The organism is Promicromonospora xylanilytica (genome assembly GCF_054782895.1).
On the sequence record NZ_BAAGRP010000007.1, the window covers coordinates 687,551 to 703,147 of the forward strand.

The window sequence follows — 15,597 nt, forward strand, 5'->3', positions numbered from 1 at the left end:
GGTTCAGGTGGCTGTGGTTCAGTGGGTGCGGGTTCATGGGGTGAAGGCGAGGGTCTGTCCGGACCGTGCCGGGCCGGCCCCGGTACGGGTGAGCACGGCGCCGCGCACCACGGCGTGGTCGAGACGCAGCTCTCCGCCGTCGACGTGGAGCCGCAGGCCGTCGTCGTCGAGCTCGAGCCGGCCCCACGCCGTGCCGGTGCTGAAGAAGGACCGGACGCTGCCGGTACCGGGCGGCGGGTCGACGGTGATCCGCGCCTCGGCGACGTTCGTGCGTACGCCGGAGTAGGCGAGCAGGAGGGCCCAGGACGCCAGCGAGCGGGCGTAGTGGTTGCCGCACTCCACCTCGTTCCACGGGTTGCGCCGGTACCCGTCGTGCCGCGCCCGGGTGGCGGCGACTATCTGGAGCGACTCGTCGACCAGCCCCTCGACCGCCAGGTGCGCGGCGACCTGGTGCTCGACGCCGGTCCACACCTCGTCGGCGTACACGAACGGGATGCGCGGGCGGCCGCCGCGAGGCCACGAGCACAGGACGAGCCCTGCCTCGTCCCCGAGCGCGTACGTGCGCTGCACGCTCTCGTGCGCCAGCAGCGAGGGCCGGAAGTTGTGCGTGTGCACCGCTCGCATGGCCGAGCCCACGTGCTCGGGCGGGAACAGGTGGCCCAGGCCCACGACGTGCGCGAGGAGCTGGCCGAGCAGCTGGTCGCTGAGCACGCCGGTGCCGAACTGGTAGCGCACCGCGTCGACGTCGTCCAGGTGCTGCTGGTAGTACTCGCCGTTGAAGAGCAGCCGGTCCATGCGCTCGGCGCCCACGGTGGCGGCCTCCCGCCAGCGGGTCGCGAGCGCCCGGTCGCCCATCCGGTCGGCCAGCTCGGCGGCCGCGCGCAGCCCCGCGTAGAAGATCGAGCCGGCGCGGGAGTCGGTGCCGACGAACTCGATGTCGTACGTGTTGTGCTGCGTGCCGTCGAGCACGAGGTCGCCGTCGCCGTCCCACTGGGCGAACGCGAACTCGACCGCCCGTACGAGGCTCGGCCACACCTCGCGGACGAACGCGTCGTCGCCGCTGAGCAGCCACTCGCGGTACACGCGCAGCACCGTGCCGAGCTGACCGTCCACCACGGGGTGGAAGTCCCACGCGGGCGAGCCGAAGATCTGGTTGGCGCGGAAGTTCATGCGGCCGTCGGCGCGCGTCTCGACCAGCAGCTCGGTACGGCGCGCGCTGCGCTCCAGGGCGGGGAACAGCCAGGCGAGGGACTGCGCGTAGGTCCACACGTGCGTGCACGTGCCCTCGCAGCTGCCCACCTGGTCGAAGCTGCCCTCCCAGGCGGCGAACGTGCCGTCCTCGAGCCGGAAGCAGGTGGTGCTGCGGATGGCTGCCAGGTTCGACCCGACGGCGTCCAGCACCGGTTCCGGCAGCGTGCTGTCGTAGAGCGCGCCGGTGAAGGCGCGGGTCGCCGACTCCAGGGCGCCGCCGCGCCGGTCCAGGTCGACGGCGACGGCCCACGCGTCGTCGTACCGCCGGGCGTAGGCGTTGCGCACCACCTCGTCGAGGTGCGGGTCGTCGCCGATGATGTTGCCCGCCCAGCCGCGGGGCCGGTTCGGGAAGTGCCACGTGAGCCGGAACTCGAAGTCGTGCGACGCGCCCGGCGCGAGGTCGGCCTCGACCGCGAGGGAGCCCACGCGCAGCCGCGTCATCCAGGCCGGGTGCGGCTCGGGGTCGAGGCTCGCCACGGGCTCCGGCGTCAGGACGCCGGTGTCCCGGAACTCGTCCCAGAACCGCTGGACGCCGTCCTGCCACGCCCCGTACAGCCAGGTCGGCTTGGTGCTGACCCGACCTGCCGAGGGGGCGGCCGTCAGGGCGACGGTGCCCGACCCCGGATGGTCGCCGGGCAGGTCGGAGGACAGGAACAGGCCGCTGATCCCGTCCTCCGCCCGCCACGCGTTGCACGGGCGCCCCGCGTACTGCGGGAAGTGGAAGACGTCGCGCCCCGGACCCGCCCCCACGGGGTTGGCGAGCGACCCCGCCACGGACACCCGCACGGGGGCCGGTCCGGGGTTGTGCACCCGGTAGCGCAGCACGGCGCACGGGATGCCCGAGTCGTCCTCGTCCAGCGGCACGAACGGGGTGAACGCGGTGAGCGACACCGCGACGGGCAGCTCCTCGTCGACGAAGTCGAGGTCCAGCACCGGGTACCGGCCCCGCACGCGGGTGTCGGCGAGCCGGGGCAGCCCGGCGACGTCACCCGCGTAGTAGCCCTGGTCCGCCTCGTGCGGCGGGCGGTGCCGCGCCTCGAGCACGCGCGTGACGGGCGCCGCGCCGTCCGGCGCGACCCGGACGGCGAAGAACGAGAAGGGGTTCTTCGCGCCCTTCGCCGGCCGGTTCGCGAGCTCCCAGTCGCGCAGCTCGCCCCGTGCGCCCACCGACACGTTGCCCGTGCCGATCCCGCCCAGCGGGAACGCGGCGGCCGACGCGGCGGCGTCCAGCACGCGACCCGGTCCCGTCACGCTGCACCCGCCTCGAGCTCGACCAGCGCGTGCACCACGTCGGCGCTCGCCTCGTACAGGGCGCGGTACTGCGCGTAGAGCAGGTCGTAGCGGGCGTGCGCGGCGGCGTCGGGGACCCGGCGCTCGGCCACCGGGTTCCAGGCGGTGATCGACGGCTCGGCGCCGGGCGGCGCGACCGCGCGGGCCGCGAGGAAGGCGGCGCCGTAGGACGCGCCGATCGTCGTGACGGGCACCTCCTGGACCAGGCCCGTGACGTCGCTGACGATCTGCGTCCAGAGCGTTCCCGCCGTGCCACCGCCGACTGCCACCACACGGTCGATGCGCGCGCCGGCCGAGCGCAGCGTCTCGATGTTGTGCCGCACCCCGAAGGCGGTGGCCTCCAGCGCCGCGCGGTACAGGTCGCCGCGGCCGTGCGACAGGGTGAGCCCGGCGACCACGCCGCGGGCGTGCGGGTCCTGCACCGGGGTCCGCTCGCCCGCGAAGTACGGGAGCATCAGCAGGCCGCGCCCGCCGAGTCCCGACTCGTGGGCCTCCGCCAGGAGCTCCGGGTAGCCGGGACCCGCACCGTCCGCGCTCACCAGTTCGCGGATCCAGGCCGTGATGGCCCCCGACGTCGCCATGCCACCCGCGAGGCAGGTCCGGTCCGCGAGCGCGCCCACCGTGCTCCACATGGACGGCGTGCGGACCACGTCCCGCGTGGTCGCGACGAGGAACATGGTGGTCCCGTACATGACCATGAGGTCGCCGACCTCGTGCGCGCCCACGCTCACGGCCTCCGACCAGGCGTCGATCGTGCCGGCGATCACCGGGCACCCGGTGGGGATGCCGGTGGCCCGGCTCGCCTCGGCCGTGACGGTGCCGGCCACCTCGCCCGCCCACAGGAGCCGCGGCAGCTCGATGCCCGGTGCGTAGCGCTCGCACCAGGGCTCGTACCACCGGCGGCCCTCGAGGTCGTAGAGCGGGTTGCACTGGCTCGCCGAGTGGTGGTCCAGCACGTACTCGCCGGTGAGGTGGGCGACGAGGTAGGACGCCGGCATCATGTAGAGCCGCCGGCCGCGAGCGGCCGCCTCCGGCTCGTGCTGCGCCACCCACAGGATCTTGGGCCCGGCCGCCTGCGTCGTCAGCGCGGAACCGCCGCGTGCGACGACGGCGTCGGCGCCGAGCTCGTCCGTCATCTGCGCGATCTGCTCGGTGGCGCGTGTGTCGACGCCGTAGAGGATCGCCGGGCGCACGGGTTCGAGGCGCTCGTCGGCGAGCACCACGCACGGGCCCATCCCGCTCACACCGACGGCGCCGACGGTGACGTCCAGGCCTGCCGCCGCCGCGCCGTCGAGCAGCTCGCGGGACAGCTCGGTGAGCTCACGCCACCAGAGGCGCGCGTCCGCCTCGACATGCCCGGGGGCCGGACGCTCCACGCGGTGCTCCCGGACCGCGGTCCCCAGCACCTCCCCGCCCTCGCTGACGAGGACGCCCTTGCTGGACGACGTGCCGATGTCGACGCCCAGGGTGCACTGCAGGCCCATCTGGATCCTCCTTGATCGTCCGCTCAGGGACCACTGTGGCAGAAATCGATTTCACGTTCAAGGTGCCGAAGAGCCGGCACCGGGGCCCTCCGACGGGGCCCCGGTCGGTCAGCCGGCCGCCCGGTGACGCCCCGGGACGAGCTGGTTGCGCAGCACGATGGTGCGGGCCGGCTGGGTGTCGCCCTTGATCCGGTCGATCAGGATCCGCGCGGCCGTGACGCCCATGTTCCGGGCGGGCAGCCGCACCACGGTGACCGCGCTCGGTGGCAGCGTCGTGAACGGCAGCCCGCCGATGACGGCGACGCCCACGCGCGACGGCGTGAGCTCGCGCTCGGTGAGCACCTGCAGCGCGCCCACGCCGAGCAGGTTGTTCGCGGCGACTATCGCGTCCGGGGGCTCGGGCAGCGCGAGCAGCTCGGCCACCACCTCGACCCCGCCGTCGACCCGGAAGGTCGAGTACCGGAGGTACTCGTCGGGGTCGGCGAAAATCTCGTGCCGGGTCACGACGTCCCGCCAGCCCTGTGCCCGCTCGTTCGCGGTGTCGATGTCCTCCGGCCCCGTGATGCAGGCGATCCTGCGGTATCCGGCCTGGTAGAGGGCATCCGTGGCCGCCCGCCCGGCGGGCCGGTTGGACATCACCACGGCGTCCACGTCGAAGTCGGTGGTGCGGTCCACGGTGACCACCGGCCGGCCGCGCCCGATGACGCCCGCCAGGTCGCTGCGGCTCGACGCGGGGGCCACGATCATGCCCGCCATGCTCTCCGACAGCGCGATCTGGAAGTAGGTGGCCTCCTTGGCAGGCTGCGAGTCCGTGTTGCACAGCACCACGGAGAACCCGGCCTCCTGCGCCACGTCCTCGACCCCCCTGGCCATCTCCGTGAAGTACGGGTTCTCGATGTCCGGGATCACCAGGGCGATCACCTCGGAGTGCTGCCTGCGCAGGGTGCGCGCCGTGCGGTTGGGCGTGAAGCTCAGCTTCGCCGCCGCCTGGCGGACCCGCTCGGCGTTCTCCGGCGAGACCCGGGTGCCGTTGAAGACGCGGGACACCGTCGCCGGCGAGACACCGGCGAGCTCGGCGACCTCGTAGATCGTGGCCATCGACGTCCCTCCGGCAGGTGTGAAACACGGCGGCGGCCGTGCGCTCCCGAGCTGGTTGACACGGGCCTGAGTCGACCATACATTGGTGAAATCGGTTTCACAAGAAGGCCCTCCGCGGCCCCTACGCACGAGGAAGTGTGGTCCCACATGCTCGACCCTGGCCTGCGGGGCGTCTCGACCCTCCGCGACGTCCGCACCCGATCGATCAGCCCCGAGAACTTCGACGGCTCGGAGGGCGGTGGTGGGCGCGCGACGGAAGGCACGGGCGCCGCGTCGGCGCGTGACCTCGGCCCCGGATGGAAGATCTCGCCGAGCGTCGACATCCCGGCCGGCGAGACGTTCGACCTGGCCACCATCCACGGCGCCGGCAAGATCACGCACATCTGGATCACCACGCACACCGACAACTGGCGCACGCTCGTGCTGCGCGCCTTCTGGGACGGCGCGACGGAGCCGGCCGTCGAGGTGCCCTACGGCGACTTCTTCTGCAGCGGCTGGGGCGTGTTCACCCAGGTCGACTCGCAGATGGTGGCCGCGAACCCGCACGGCGGCTTCAACTCCTACTGGCCCATGCCGTTCCGCTCGGGCGCCCGGCTGACGCTGGAGAACACGTCCGACGTGGACGTCCGCGTCTACTACCAGGTCACCTACGAGCAGGGCGGCGACTACTCGGGCGAGGGCTACTTCCACGCCCAGTGGCGCCGCAGCAACCCGCTCGAGGACCGCGTGCCGCACACCATCGTCGAGGGCGTGGAGGGTTCGGGGCACTACGTCGGCACCTACATCGCGTGGGGCGTGAACTCCAACGGCTGGTGGGGCGAGGGCGAGATCAAGTTCTACCTCGACGCCGACGAGGACTACCCGACGATCTGCGGCACCGGCACCGAGGACTACTTCGGCGGCGCGTGGAACTTCGACGTGCCCGGCCAGGGCTACACGGAGTTCTCGACGCCGTACCTCGGCATGCCCCAGGTGATCCGGCCCGACGGCCTGTACGCGAGCCAGCAGCGCTTCGGCATGTACCGCTGGCACGTCACGGACCCGATCCACTTCGCCGAGCGGCTGCGCGTCGACATCCAGGCCCTCGGCTGGCGCAGCGGGTGGCGGTACCTCCCCCTGCGCGACGACATCGCGTCGACGGCGCTGTTCTACCTGGACCGGCCGGCCACCCACCGCCCCGCCGCACCGACGGCCGACGGCATGGAGGTACACCTGGCCACCGGCCCGGTGCCCGACATCGGGGCGACGCCGCCGCGCGCTCCGCGCGACTGAGCACGCCGCGGCGCGCACCCGCGAGAGCGGTGTGCGCGCCGCGTCCGTCACTTCATGCCCGAGATGCGCACGCCGGCCACGACGAACCGCTGGAAGAACAGCAGCAGGATGATCGTGGGCAGGGCCGCGAGGGTGGAGCCGGCCATGAGCAGGCCCCACTCGTTGCCGCGCTCGGACCGGAAGGTGCCGAGGAACTGCATGATCTGCATGAGGTTCGGGTCGGTGATCGTGAGGATGGGCCAGACGTAGGCGTTCCAGTAGGCGAGGAACGACCCGATGCCCACGACGACGAACACGGATCCCGACTGGGGCACGAAGATGCGCGTGAAGATCTGCCACCGCGTGCAGCCGTCGATCCGGGCCGCCTCCTCGAGGGCCATGGGCATGCCCAGGTAGAACTGGCGGACGAAGAACATCTGCACCGAGGACGCGATGCCCGGGATGATGAGCACCGCCAGCGTGTCGAGCATGCCCAGCTCCGTGACGACCACGAACGACGTCAGCAGGATGGCCATCATCGGCACGAACATCGGCAGGATGCAGTACACCCACCAGAACCGCTTCCCCGCGAAGTCGAGCCGGGCCAGCGCGTACGCGGCCATCGAGTTCACGGCGAGGCTCCCCGCCGTGAAGATGATCGCGCCCAGCAGCGTCACCGCCATGGACCGGGAGAACTGCGGGTCCGCGAGGATGTCGGCGTAGTTCTGGAACCGCCAGACCTCGGGGAAGAACTGGAACGGGCTGGAGAGCACCTCCGTCTTGCCCTTGAAGCCGGCGATCGCCATCCAGGCGAGCGGGAACAGCACGCTCAACGAGATGAGCACGAGCAGCACCCACTTGACGACAGCGGCGCGTAGAGATCTGGTCATCCGTCGATCGCCTTCTCGGAGCTGATGAGCCGGAACACGAGGGCCGAGATGCCGCCCAGCACCAGGAAGAGCAGCAGGGCGGCGGTGAGCGAGAAGCTCACCGAGTACTCGCTCCCGTCCCGGAACGTGTTGAAGATGAACAGGTTGGGGGTGGTGGTCGCGTTGACCGGCCCGCCGTTCGTCATGATGAGCGGCAGGTCGAGCATCTGGAGCGCTGCCACCGTGCCCGTGACGAACAGGTACAGGAGCACGTTCTTCAGCAGCGGGATGGTGATGTACCAGGTGCGCTGGACGAACGTCGCGCCGTCCAGCCGCGCCGACTCGTAGTAGCTCTCCGGGATGTCCAGGAGCCCGGCCAGCATGATGAGCGTGGTGAGCCCGAGGCCGAGCCAGATGCCCGGCACCGCGATGGCGGGCAGCGCCAGCGCCGGGTCGTTGAGCCACGCGACGGGGCCGGCGTTCAGCGCGCCGAGCAGCCAGTTCGCGAGGCCCTGGTCCTGGTAGATGAAGACGAACAGCACCGACGCCACCACCGTGGAGACCACGGCGGGCACGTAGATCGTCGTCTTCAGGAAGCTCGCCATGCGCACGCTGAGCGTCTTGATGAAGCTGGCGATCAGCAGCGAGATGAGCATCCCGGTCGGGACCACCATCGCCGCGTAGTAGAGGCCGACGCCGAGGGACGCCCAGAACCGCTCGTCCTCGAGCACGTACCGGTAGAACTGCAGGCCGACGAACTCCGGGTCGGAGTAGAAGCTGATCTCGAACCCGCTGAGGTAGAACGCGTACGCGAGCGGCCACATGACGAAGATCCCGAGCAGGATCACCATGGGCGCGATCATCAGGTAGGCGGTGACGTTGTCGCGCGGGCGGGCGGGGGCCGCGCCGGCCGGACGACGTCCGCCGGCGAGGCCCCCTGTCGCGCCGGGCGCCGCGGGATGCTGCTGGGTCGCGGTGACGGACACTGTGCGGTCCTTCCTAGCTCGTCGCGGTGCCCGAGAGCTTCTGCTTCTCGATGATGTCGTTGATGGCGTCGTCGGCGCCCTGGAGCGAGCCGTCGACGTCGGTGGTGCCCTTCATCGCCGACTCGAGCGCGGTGCCCATGGCGAGCGCGATGTCGTACGGGTACGCGGGCTCCGCCTGGCCGTTCGGTACCACCTGCTCGGAGATGACCGTCATGAACGGGTCGGCGGAGGCCTCGGGGTCGTCCGCGAGCAGCTCGTCCACCGAGTCACGGACCGTGTACTTCGAGTAGCCCGTCTCCTTGAAGAAGCCGGCCATGATCTCCGGGTCCCCCGCGAGCAGGTACTCGATGAACCGCGCGGTCTCCTCGGGCGCCTCGGACTTCGAGTCGAGCGTGAGCGTCCACCCGCCGAGGGTCGCGGTCGTCGCCGTCACGTCGCCGTCGGCGGACGGGAAGGGGGCCACCATGGTCTTGTCGACGACGTCGGGGAAGTCGTTCTTGAGCTGGCCCACCACCCAGGACCCGCCCTGCATCATCGCCACCTCGCCCTCGCCGTACGGCTGACCGTCCGCGTAGCCCACCTTGGGCTGCTGCGGCATGAGGTTCTCCTGGTAGAGCTCCTTGTAGAAGTTCGCGAGGTCCGCGAAGCACGGCTCCGTCGCCCGCGCGGCCGACCAGTCGTCCTCGATCGGCAGGTGGCCGCACGCGTTGAGCTGGAGGCCCCAGCTCGACCAGCTGAGGTCCGCGGCGGTCGAGGCGACGGTCATGCCCTTGACGTCGTCCTTCGTCAGGGCCTTCGACCACGCCAGCAGCTCGTCCCAGGACTCGGGCGGGCTGTCGGGGTCGAGCCCGGCCTCCTTGACGAGGTCGGAGCGGTAGTACAGGACGGTGGAGGGCTCGACGAGCATCGGGTAGGCGTAGTGCTGGTCGTCGACGGTGACGAACGGGGCGACGTTCTCCTTGAGGTCGCTGAAGGCCTCGGCGGGGAGGAACTCGTCCAGCGGGGCGAACTTGCCCTCGGCGACGCCCGACTTGATGTTCCCGTAGCTCGTCGTGGCGACGTCCGGCTGCTTGCCTGCCGCCTGCGCCGCCTGCAGCTTCTGCTCCCACGTGTCGGCGGGCACCACCTGGAGGTCCACGGTGACCTCGTCCTGCGAGGCGTTGAACGCCTCGACGTTCTCCTTGAACCACTTCTGCTGGTAGTCCTCGAACTTCTGCTGCCAGAACGTGACGTGCACGCGTCCGTCGGCGGCGGTCTCGCCGCCGCTCCCGCACGCGGCGAGGCCGAAGGCCGTCACGACGGCGGCCGCGATGCCGACCGCCCGGCGTGATCGCTTGCTGAACATGGTGTTCTCCTCGGTGTGAGAGCTCGTCCGTGAGCTCGTTCGTGCAGTCATCCGGGTCACCTCTTGACCAGGTCGGCCCGGTACCAGAAGACGTTGTACGGATCCCAGATCGACAGCGTGAAGTAGATGGTTCGCCCGCCGTCCTGCGTGTAGCGCGGGTGCATGTACGGGGCGTACGGGCCGGGCACCTCCGTGGCGCCGACGAGCTCGATCGGCTCGCCCCACGGCCCCCACGGGGACAGCCCCTCGCGGAGCACGACGCCGCGGCCCTCGGCGAGGTAGGTCATGACCCAGCGGTCGAGATGGTCGTTCCAGACCACGGAGAGCTCGCCGACCGTGTCGTCGAGGACCAGGGCGGCCTTCGCGGGGTCGGCGACCCACCGCGGCCGGTCGTCGGCGCCCGGCCGGCCGTTCCTCAGCCCGGCGAAGTACTGCCAGGCATCCGGGTCCTCCACGTGCGCGGCGGGGACCCGGGCGAGCGAGACGCCGCCGAAGCGGCCGTGCGTGATCCCCCAGACGTAGAGCCAGTCGCGGCCGTCGACGGTCACGTGGGCAGGGCTGATCTGCACGAAGCCCGAGTCCCCGCTCCACCGGGGGGCGTCCAGCTTGGTCCAGGTCTGCCCCTGGTCGGTCGACCTCGCCAGGCCGGCGTGGTTGACCTCCCACTCGCCAGGGGTCCCCCACTGCCGCACCGACATGTAGTGCAGGTACATCCCGGCGTCCGTGGCGAACCCGTGGGTGGGGATCACCGTCATCTCGTCGCCGTCGACCTTCTTGGAGCTCAGCACCTCCTTCGCCGCGCCGGCGTCGTCGAGGATCATCCCCTCGATCGTCACGCCGTCGGACGGGTCGGTGTCGGTGGTGAAACCCAGGGTGTTCGACCGCCAGTGGGAGCCTCCGCCCCCTGTCATGCCGTCGTCGCGCTCACCGAAGGTGTCGCCGAACGCGAACCACATCTTGCCGTCGGCCTCGAACATCGAACCGAGGTCCGTGAAGTTCACGTCGTACCGCGTCGTGTCCCCCGGACCCTCCGCCCCGGTGATCTGTCCGACGCGCTCGACCTGGGTGACGGCGGCGAGCACGAAGCCCTCGCCGCCGTCGGCGGGGCCCGCGACGGCGGCGGAGCCGACGCTCGCGACGAGTGACAGAGCACCGACTGCCGGTGCGACGACGAACGCGGTGCGCCCGAGCCTGCGTGCCATGAATCCTCCTCGATCGATGGCGATATGCCCAGGGTGGCAGAAACCGATTTCACCGTCAAGTACCTGCTCGAGCGGCCAGATCGCGCTGCAAACAGCCACGTTCCGGACTCTTTGCACCGTATGACGGCCAGGAAATCGTCGAGGCGGGCTCATCCTACTTGAAACCGGTTTCGGATCAGACTAGCCTGCCGCTCGCACTCCCGCCCGTACGACGACGTCCAGGTCTGGAAGGTCCACATGACGCACCCCGCCCCCGCGCCCCACGGCCGGATCAACCTGCCCGAGACCGACGGCGGCTGGCTCCGCCCCGCCGGCGAGACACCCGCGGAGCCGCGCTGGGGCTTCACCGACGGGCTGCAGGTGGGTCTGCACCCGCTGCGCGGGCCGCGCGGGCTGCTGCGCGTCTACGCCCCCTATCTGGGGCACCCGCGCGACCGGCTGCTCAACTTCGTCGCCGTCGAGCCGATCGCGCTGGGCGCGACCGAGCGCGGCTACTCGGAGCTGGAGCACAGCGCGCTCGACGACGCCCCCGGCAAGCGCTTCTGGAGCGCCGACGACCCGCAGGACCCGACACCCCGCGACCCCCTGCGGCCGGCTCGCGGCGTCGTCGAGACGATCGGCGGCGTCGAGCACCTCACCGTCCACGTGCACAGCGAGCGCTTCGAGAACGGCGCCGAGGTGGTGGTGCGGGTGCGGTTCCGCGCCGACCGGCCGCGCGAGGTGTCCCTCGCGGCCTCGCTCCGGGACGGGTCGGTACCGCTCGAGTCGTGCGTGCTCACCGCCACGATGGGCAACTTCGCCCGGCTGCGCCGGCTGCACCTGCGCGAGCGGGTCGTCACGCCCGCCGAGCTGTGGCCCGGCTTCGGGGGGACCGGCTTCACGGCCCACGGCAGGTTCGGGCGCACGCTGCTCGCCCGGTCCGACGGCGCGCTCAGCGTGTGGGCGACGCCGGACGAGGCGGAGCCGCACGAGGCGACGCACCATCCGGACACGGCGGCGCACTGGCGGTACACCGGGGCCAAGGCGGTCCAGGGCTGGCGGGTGCCCGAGCCGAGCGACGCGCTCGAGGTCCTCGTCAACGGGCGTTCCGCCTACTGGGCGAGCGCCGCCCCGATCCCCGGCGGCGTGTCCTACGAGAACTTCGAGGTGGTCGAGCCGTTCCGCGACGGGCAGGAGCTCGTCTACTGGGCCGAGCCGTTCCGGGAGGACGCCGACGTCGCGGCGGCGGCCGCCCGGCACACCGGTGCCTGACCTGCGCGTACCGGCACGGCGCCCCCGCTTCTAGACTGCTCCCGTGACCCCGCGCCGGCAGCAGATCCTGAGCACGGCCGCCGACCTGTTCGCCGCCCGTGGCTTCCACGGCGTCTCCATGGGGGACATCGGCGCGGCCGTCGGCGTCTCGGGACCCGCCCTCTACAAGCACTTCGCGAGCAAGGACGACATCCTCGGGCAGTGCCTGCTCCACGCCTCGGACCAGCTCCTCGCCGGGGCGCGGGAGCTGCTGTCCGCACCGGACGCAGCGCCCGAGGGTGCCCTGGAGGCCCTGATCGCCCGGCACTCCGACTTCGCGCTCGACAACCCCGCGCTGATCGTCGTGCAGGAACGGGAGTGGGGCGCGCTCGGGGCCGACGCGCGGACACAGGTCCGGCAGCGCCAGCTCGCCTACGTCGACGTGTGGTGCGACGCCCTGCTGCCGCTGCGCCCGGACCTGTCGGCGCAGCAGGCGCGCGCGGCGGTACAGGCGGCGTTCGGCCTGCTCAACTCGACCCCGCACAGCGCCCGCATCGGCCGCGCGGCCATGCGGGACCTGCTGACGACCATGGCCCGCTCAGCCCTCCTCCCCTGACCTCACCCTGGCCGTTGAGTGCTGGCTATCTGCCCCTTCGAAACGGTTAGAGAGGACAGATACCCAGCACTCAACGGGGCTACTCGACCGGGAGGCCCAGGCCGCGCGCTATCAGCATGCGCTGGAGCTCCGACGTGCCCTCGCCGATCTCCAGCACCTTCGCGTCGCGGTAGAAGCGGGCGATGGGGCCGTCCTCCATCACGCCGTAGCCGCCGAACACCTGCGCGGCGATGCGCGTGGCGGTCACAGCGGACTCCGTGGCGTAGAGCTTGGCGACGGACGAGGCCCTGCGGAACTCGTCGAGCGGTGCGCCGTCGTCCTTGAGTGCGGCGGCCCGGTAGGTGAGCGCCCGGCTGGCCTGGAGCATCACCTCGAGGTCGGCGATCTGGAAGGCGACGCCCTGCTTGCGGCCGATCGGCCCGCCGAAGGTGGGGCGCACGCCTGCGTGCTCCACGCTCAGCTCGAGCATCGCCTGGGTGCAGCCGGTGGCCAGGGCCGCCACGGCCACCCGGCCGGTGTTGAGGGAGATCATGAGCTGCTTGAACCCGTTGCCCCGTACGCCGAGCAGGTTCGCCTCGGGGACGCGGACGTTCTCGAACCGCAGGGCGTGGGTGTCGCAGGAGCGCCAGCTCATCTTGTCGTGCAGGGGCTCGACGATGAACCCGGGGGTGTCGGTCGGCACCAGGATGGCGCTGAGCTCGGGCCGCCCGTCGGGCAGCGTGCCCGTGCGCGCCGCGACGGTGCAGAGGCTGGTGATGGGGGTCCCGGAGTTGGTGATGAACTGCTTGGCGCCGTTGATGACCCACTCGCCGTCGACGAGCTCCGCGGTGGTGCTCATGGCGTTGGCGTCGCTGCCCGCGCCGGGTTCGGTCAGGCCGAACGCGCCGAGGCGGCGGCCCGCGACGAGGTCGGGCAGCCAGGTCCGCTTCTGCTCCTCGGTTCCGTAGGCCAGCAGGGTGCCCACTCCGAGACCGACGCCGGCTCCGAGCGTGATGCCGACGGACTGGTCCACACGGCCGATCTCCTCGACGGCGATGCTGAGCCCGGTGAGCCCGAGGTCGGACCCACCGTATTCCTCCGGGGCGGTCAGGCCGAACAGGCCCAGCTCCCCCATCTGGTGCACCACCTCGACGGGCAGGCGACTCTCCCTGTCCCATCGGGCGATGTGGGGCGCGATCTCGCGGTCGGCAAAGTCCCGGACCGCGTCCCGGAGCTTGGTGTGCTCCGGGTTCTCTGGTGAGGTATGCATGTTAGGCATGTCACTGAGGTTAACCACCATTAACCTCATCGCGCCAGGCCCCACCCGGAGGACTTCACATGCCGCACCAGAGTCAGGTCGCCTACGACGTCGTAGAGGTCGCACCGGCCGACGCCCCGCCCGTGCCGTACGCACGGATCACGCTCGACAGCCCGGAGCGCCGCAACGCGCTCTCGTACGCCGTGCTCGACCAGCTCGAGGCCGCACTTGACCGCGCGGCGCACGACGACGTGCGCTCCGTGGTCCTGGCCGCGAACGGCCCGGCGTTCTGCTCGGGGGCCGACCTCACCGAGGCGCTGGCCGACGGGATGAGCCGCTCCGCGCGGCGGCTGGCCGACGTGCTGCGCGCGATCCTCGCCCTGCCCAAGCCGGTCGTGGCGCGCGTCCACGGGCCGGTCCGGGCCGGCGGGATCGGGCTGGTCGCGGCGTGCGACGTCGCGATCAGCGCCGACCACATCACCTACGCGTTCACCGAGGCGCGCCTCGCGCTCGCGCCCGCCGTCATCTCGCTCGCGGTGCTGCCGCGGATGACGCCGCGCTCGGCGTCGCGCACCTTCCTGACCGGGGCGCCGTTCACGGCCGCCGAGGCCACGGCGTGGGGTCTGGTGACGCAAGCCGTCCCGCCGGACGTTCTCGACGAGCGGCTCGACGGCGTGCTCGGCGAGCTGGCGGCCGCCGACCCGCAGGGACTGAGCGCGACCAAGGAGCTGCTCAACGCCGACGTGCTCGCCCGCTTCGACGCCCGCGTGGACCAGGCGGTGGCCGGGTCCGCCGAGCTGTTCGGCTCGGAGCGCGCACGGGCGGCGATGGGGCGGCTGCTGCGCCGCTGAGCCCCTCGATGCGGCCGGCTCGATGCGGCCAGAACGCCGGGACGGTGTTGGATGGGTGGGTGGTCACCCGAGTCTCCTCCCGAAACACCCGCTTCCAGCTGCTGCAGACCCTGCTCACCAACCGCAACAAGCGGCACAGGGCAGGCGAGTTCGTGGTCCAGGGCGTGCGGCCCATCAGCATGGCGGTCGAGCACGGCTGGGAGGTGCGCGCGCTGCTGTTCGACGCCGAACGCCGGCTCTCGCAGTGGGCCAGGGACCTGCTGGCCGCGCACCCGCACGTCGAGCACGTCAAGATGTCGCCCGACCTGCTCGCGGAGCTGGCCGAGAAGGACGAGGCGGAGCTGCTCGCCGTCGTCGCGATGCGGCCCGACGACCTGGGGCGCATCGACGCGGGGCGGGACTTCCTCGGCGTGGTGTTCGACCGGCCCACCCAGCCGGGCAACATCGGCGCGGTCGTCCGGTCGGCCGACGCGTTCGGGGCGCACGGCGTGATCACCACCGGGCACGCCGCCGACGCCTACGACCCCAAGGCCGTGCGAGCCACCACGGGGTCGTTCTTCGCGACGCCCGTGGTGCGGGCCCCCTCCCCCGCCGAGGTCATGGAGTGGGTGACGGCGCGCCGGGCGGCGGGCGTCCCCGTCGTGGTCGTGGCGACGGACGAGGACGGCGACGCGGACGTCTCGGCCTTCGACCTCACCCAGCCGGTCCTGCTCCTGGTGGGCAGCGAGACCACCGGCCTGACCAGGGCCTGGCGCGACGCCGCCGACGTGACGCTGAGCATCCCGATGACCGGTTCCGCGAGCTCGCTCAACGCGGCCAACGCCGCGACCGTCGTGCTCTACGAGGCCCGGCGGCAGCGCCTGGCCGCGCACTGAGCGGCGCCCCGC

At 71.8% G+C, this 15,597-nt stretch carries 13 protein-coding genes; 5 read left to right on the forward strand and 8 right to left on the reverse strand.

Translation table 11 applies throughout. From position 1 onward, the window contains the following. Window positions 1–33 precede the first annotated feature (33 nt). From ACYVK7_RS10895 to ACYVK7_RS10905, 3 genes are all read right to left on the reverse strand, one after another. The gene (locus tag ACYVK7_RS10895; protein WP_460887698.1) at window positions 34–2,502 is read right to left on the reverse strand and encodes a GH116 family glycosyl-hydrolase; all 2,469 of its coding nucleotides are present in this window, start codon (window positions 2,500–2,502) and stop codon (window positions 34–36) included. After that, on the reverse strand, window positions 2,499–4,025 hold the full coding sequence (locus tag ACYVK7_RS10900; RefSeq protein ID WP_460887699.1) for an FGGY-family carbohydrate kinase: 1,527 nt from the start codon (window positions 4,023–4,025) through the stop codon (window positions 2,499–2,501). The genes ACYVK7_RS10895 and ACYVK7_RS10900 overlap by 4 nt, the downstream gene beginning before the upstream one ends. A 108-nt stretch (window positions 4,026–4,133) precedes the next feature. Next, window positions 4,134–5,123: a LacI family DNA-binding transcriptional regulator gene (locus ACYVK7_RS10905; RefSeq protein ID WP_460887700.1), complete on the reverse strand. Its 990-nt coding sequence runs from the start codon at window positions 5,121–5,123 to the stop codon at window positions 4,134–4,136. Window positions 5,124–5,270: 147 nt separating this feature from the next. On the opposite strand from ACYVK7_RS10905, the gene ACYVK7_RS10910 reads away from it, so the two are divergent. Beyond that, on the forward strand, window positions 5,271–6,395 hold the full coding sequence (locus ACYVK7_RS10910; RefSeq protein ID WP_460887701.1) for a glycoside hydrolase family 172 protein: 1,125 nt from the start codon (window positions 5,271–5,273) through the stop codon (window positions 6,393–6,395). A gap of 47 nt (window positions 6,396–6,442) precedes the next feature. On the opposite strand, the gene ACYVK7_RS10915 is transcribed toward ACYVK7_RS10910, so the two are convergent. From ACYVK7_RS10915 to ACYVK7_RS10930, 4 genes are read right to left on the reverse strand one after another with little or no spacing between them, the layout of a single operon-like run. Further along, complete coding sequence (locus ACYVK7_RS10915; protein ID WP_460887702.1) at window positions 6,443–7,264, reverse strand: carbohydrate ABC transporter permease; 822 nt, start codon at window positions 7,262–7,264, stop codon at window positions 6,443–6,445. Beyond that, a complete protein-coding gene (locus ACYVK7_RS10920; protein ID WP_460887703.1) occupies window positions 7,261–8,229 on the reverse strand; it encodes a carbohydrate ABC transporter permease in 969 nt (322 codons plus the stop codon). The genes ACYVK7_RS10915 and ACYVK7_RS10920 overlap by 4 nt, the downstream gene beginning before the upstream one ends. Window positions 8,230–8,242: 13 nt before the next feature. Then, window positions 8,243–9,574 carry an ABC transporter substrate-binding protein gene (locus ACYVK7_RS10925; RefSeq protein ID WP_460887704.1) on the reverse strand — a complete coding sequence of 444 codons (1,332 nt, stop codon included), beginning with the start codon at window positions 9,572–9,574 and terminating at the stop codon, window positions 8,243–8,245. Between the two features lie 56 nt (window positions 9,575–9,630). Beyond that, entirely contained in the window at window positions 9,631–10,776 is a 1,146-nt protein-coding gene (locus ACYVK7_RS10930) for a DUF4185 domain-containing protein (protein ID WP_460887705.1), read from the reverse strand. A 237-nt stretch (window positions 10,777–11,013) separates the two neighbouring features. Between ACYVK7_RS10930 and ACYVK7_RS10935 the strand changes: the two genes are divergently transcribed. Together ACYVK7_RS10935 and ACYVK7_RS10940 are read left to right on the forward strand one after the other, a co-directional pair. Next, the gene (locus tag ACYVK7_RS10935; protein WP_460887706.1) at window positions 11,014–12,027 is read left to right on the forward strand and encodes a hypothetical protein; all 1,014 of its coding nucleotides are present in this window, start codon (window positions 11,014–11,016) and stop codon (window positions 12,025–12,027) included. A gap of 43 nt (window positions 12,028–12,070) precedes the next feature. Then, window positions 12,071–12,622, forward strand: coding sequence for a TetR/AcrR family transcriptional regulator (locus tag ACYVK7_RS10940; protein ID WP_460887707.1), 552 nt, complete (start codon window positions 12,071–12,073; stop codon window positions 12,620–12,622). Window positions 12,623–12,701: 79 nt separating this feature from the next. Here ACYVK7_RS10940 and ACYVK7_RS10945 read toward each other — a convergent pair whose 3' ends face one another. Continuing rightward, a complete protein-coding gene (locus ACYVK7_RS10945) occupies window positions 12,702–13,871 on the reverse strand; it encodes an acyl-CoA dehydrogenase family protein (RefSeq protein WP_460887928.1) in 1,170 nt (389 codons plus the stop codon). Between the two features lie 68 nt (window positions 13,872–13,939). Here ACYVK7_RS10945 and ACYVK7_RS10950 point away from each other — a divergent pair, with 68 nt between their 5' ends. Both ACYVK7_RS10950 and ACYVK7_RS10955 read left to right on the forward strand, forming a co-directional pair. After that, the gene (locus ACYVK7_RS10950) at window positions 13,940–14,710 is read left to right on the forward strand and encodes an enoyl-CoA hydratase-related protein (RefSeq protein ID WP_460887708.1); all 771 of its coding nucleotides are present in this window, start codon (window positions 13,940–13,942) and stop codon (window positions 14,708–14,710) included. Between the two features lie 59 nt (window positions 14,711–14,769). Beyond that, entirely contained in the window at window positions 14,770–15,585 is an 816-nt protein-coding gene (locus ACYVK7_RS10955) for a TrmH family RNA methyltransferase (RefSeq protein WP_460887709.1), read from the forward strand. Window positions 15,586–15,597 lie beyond the last annotated feature (12 nt).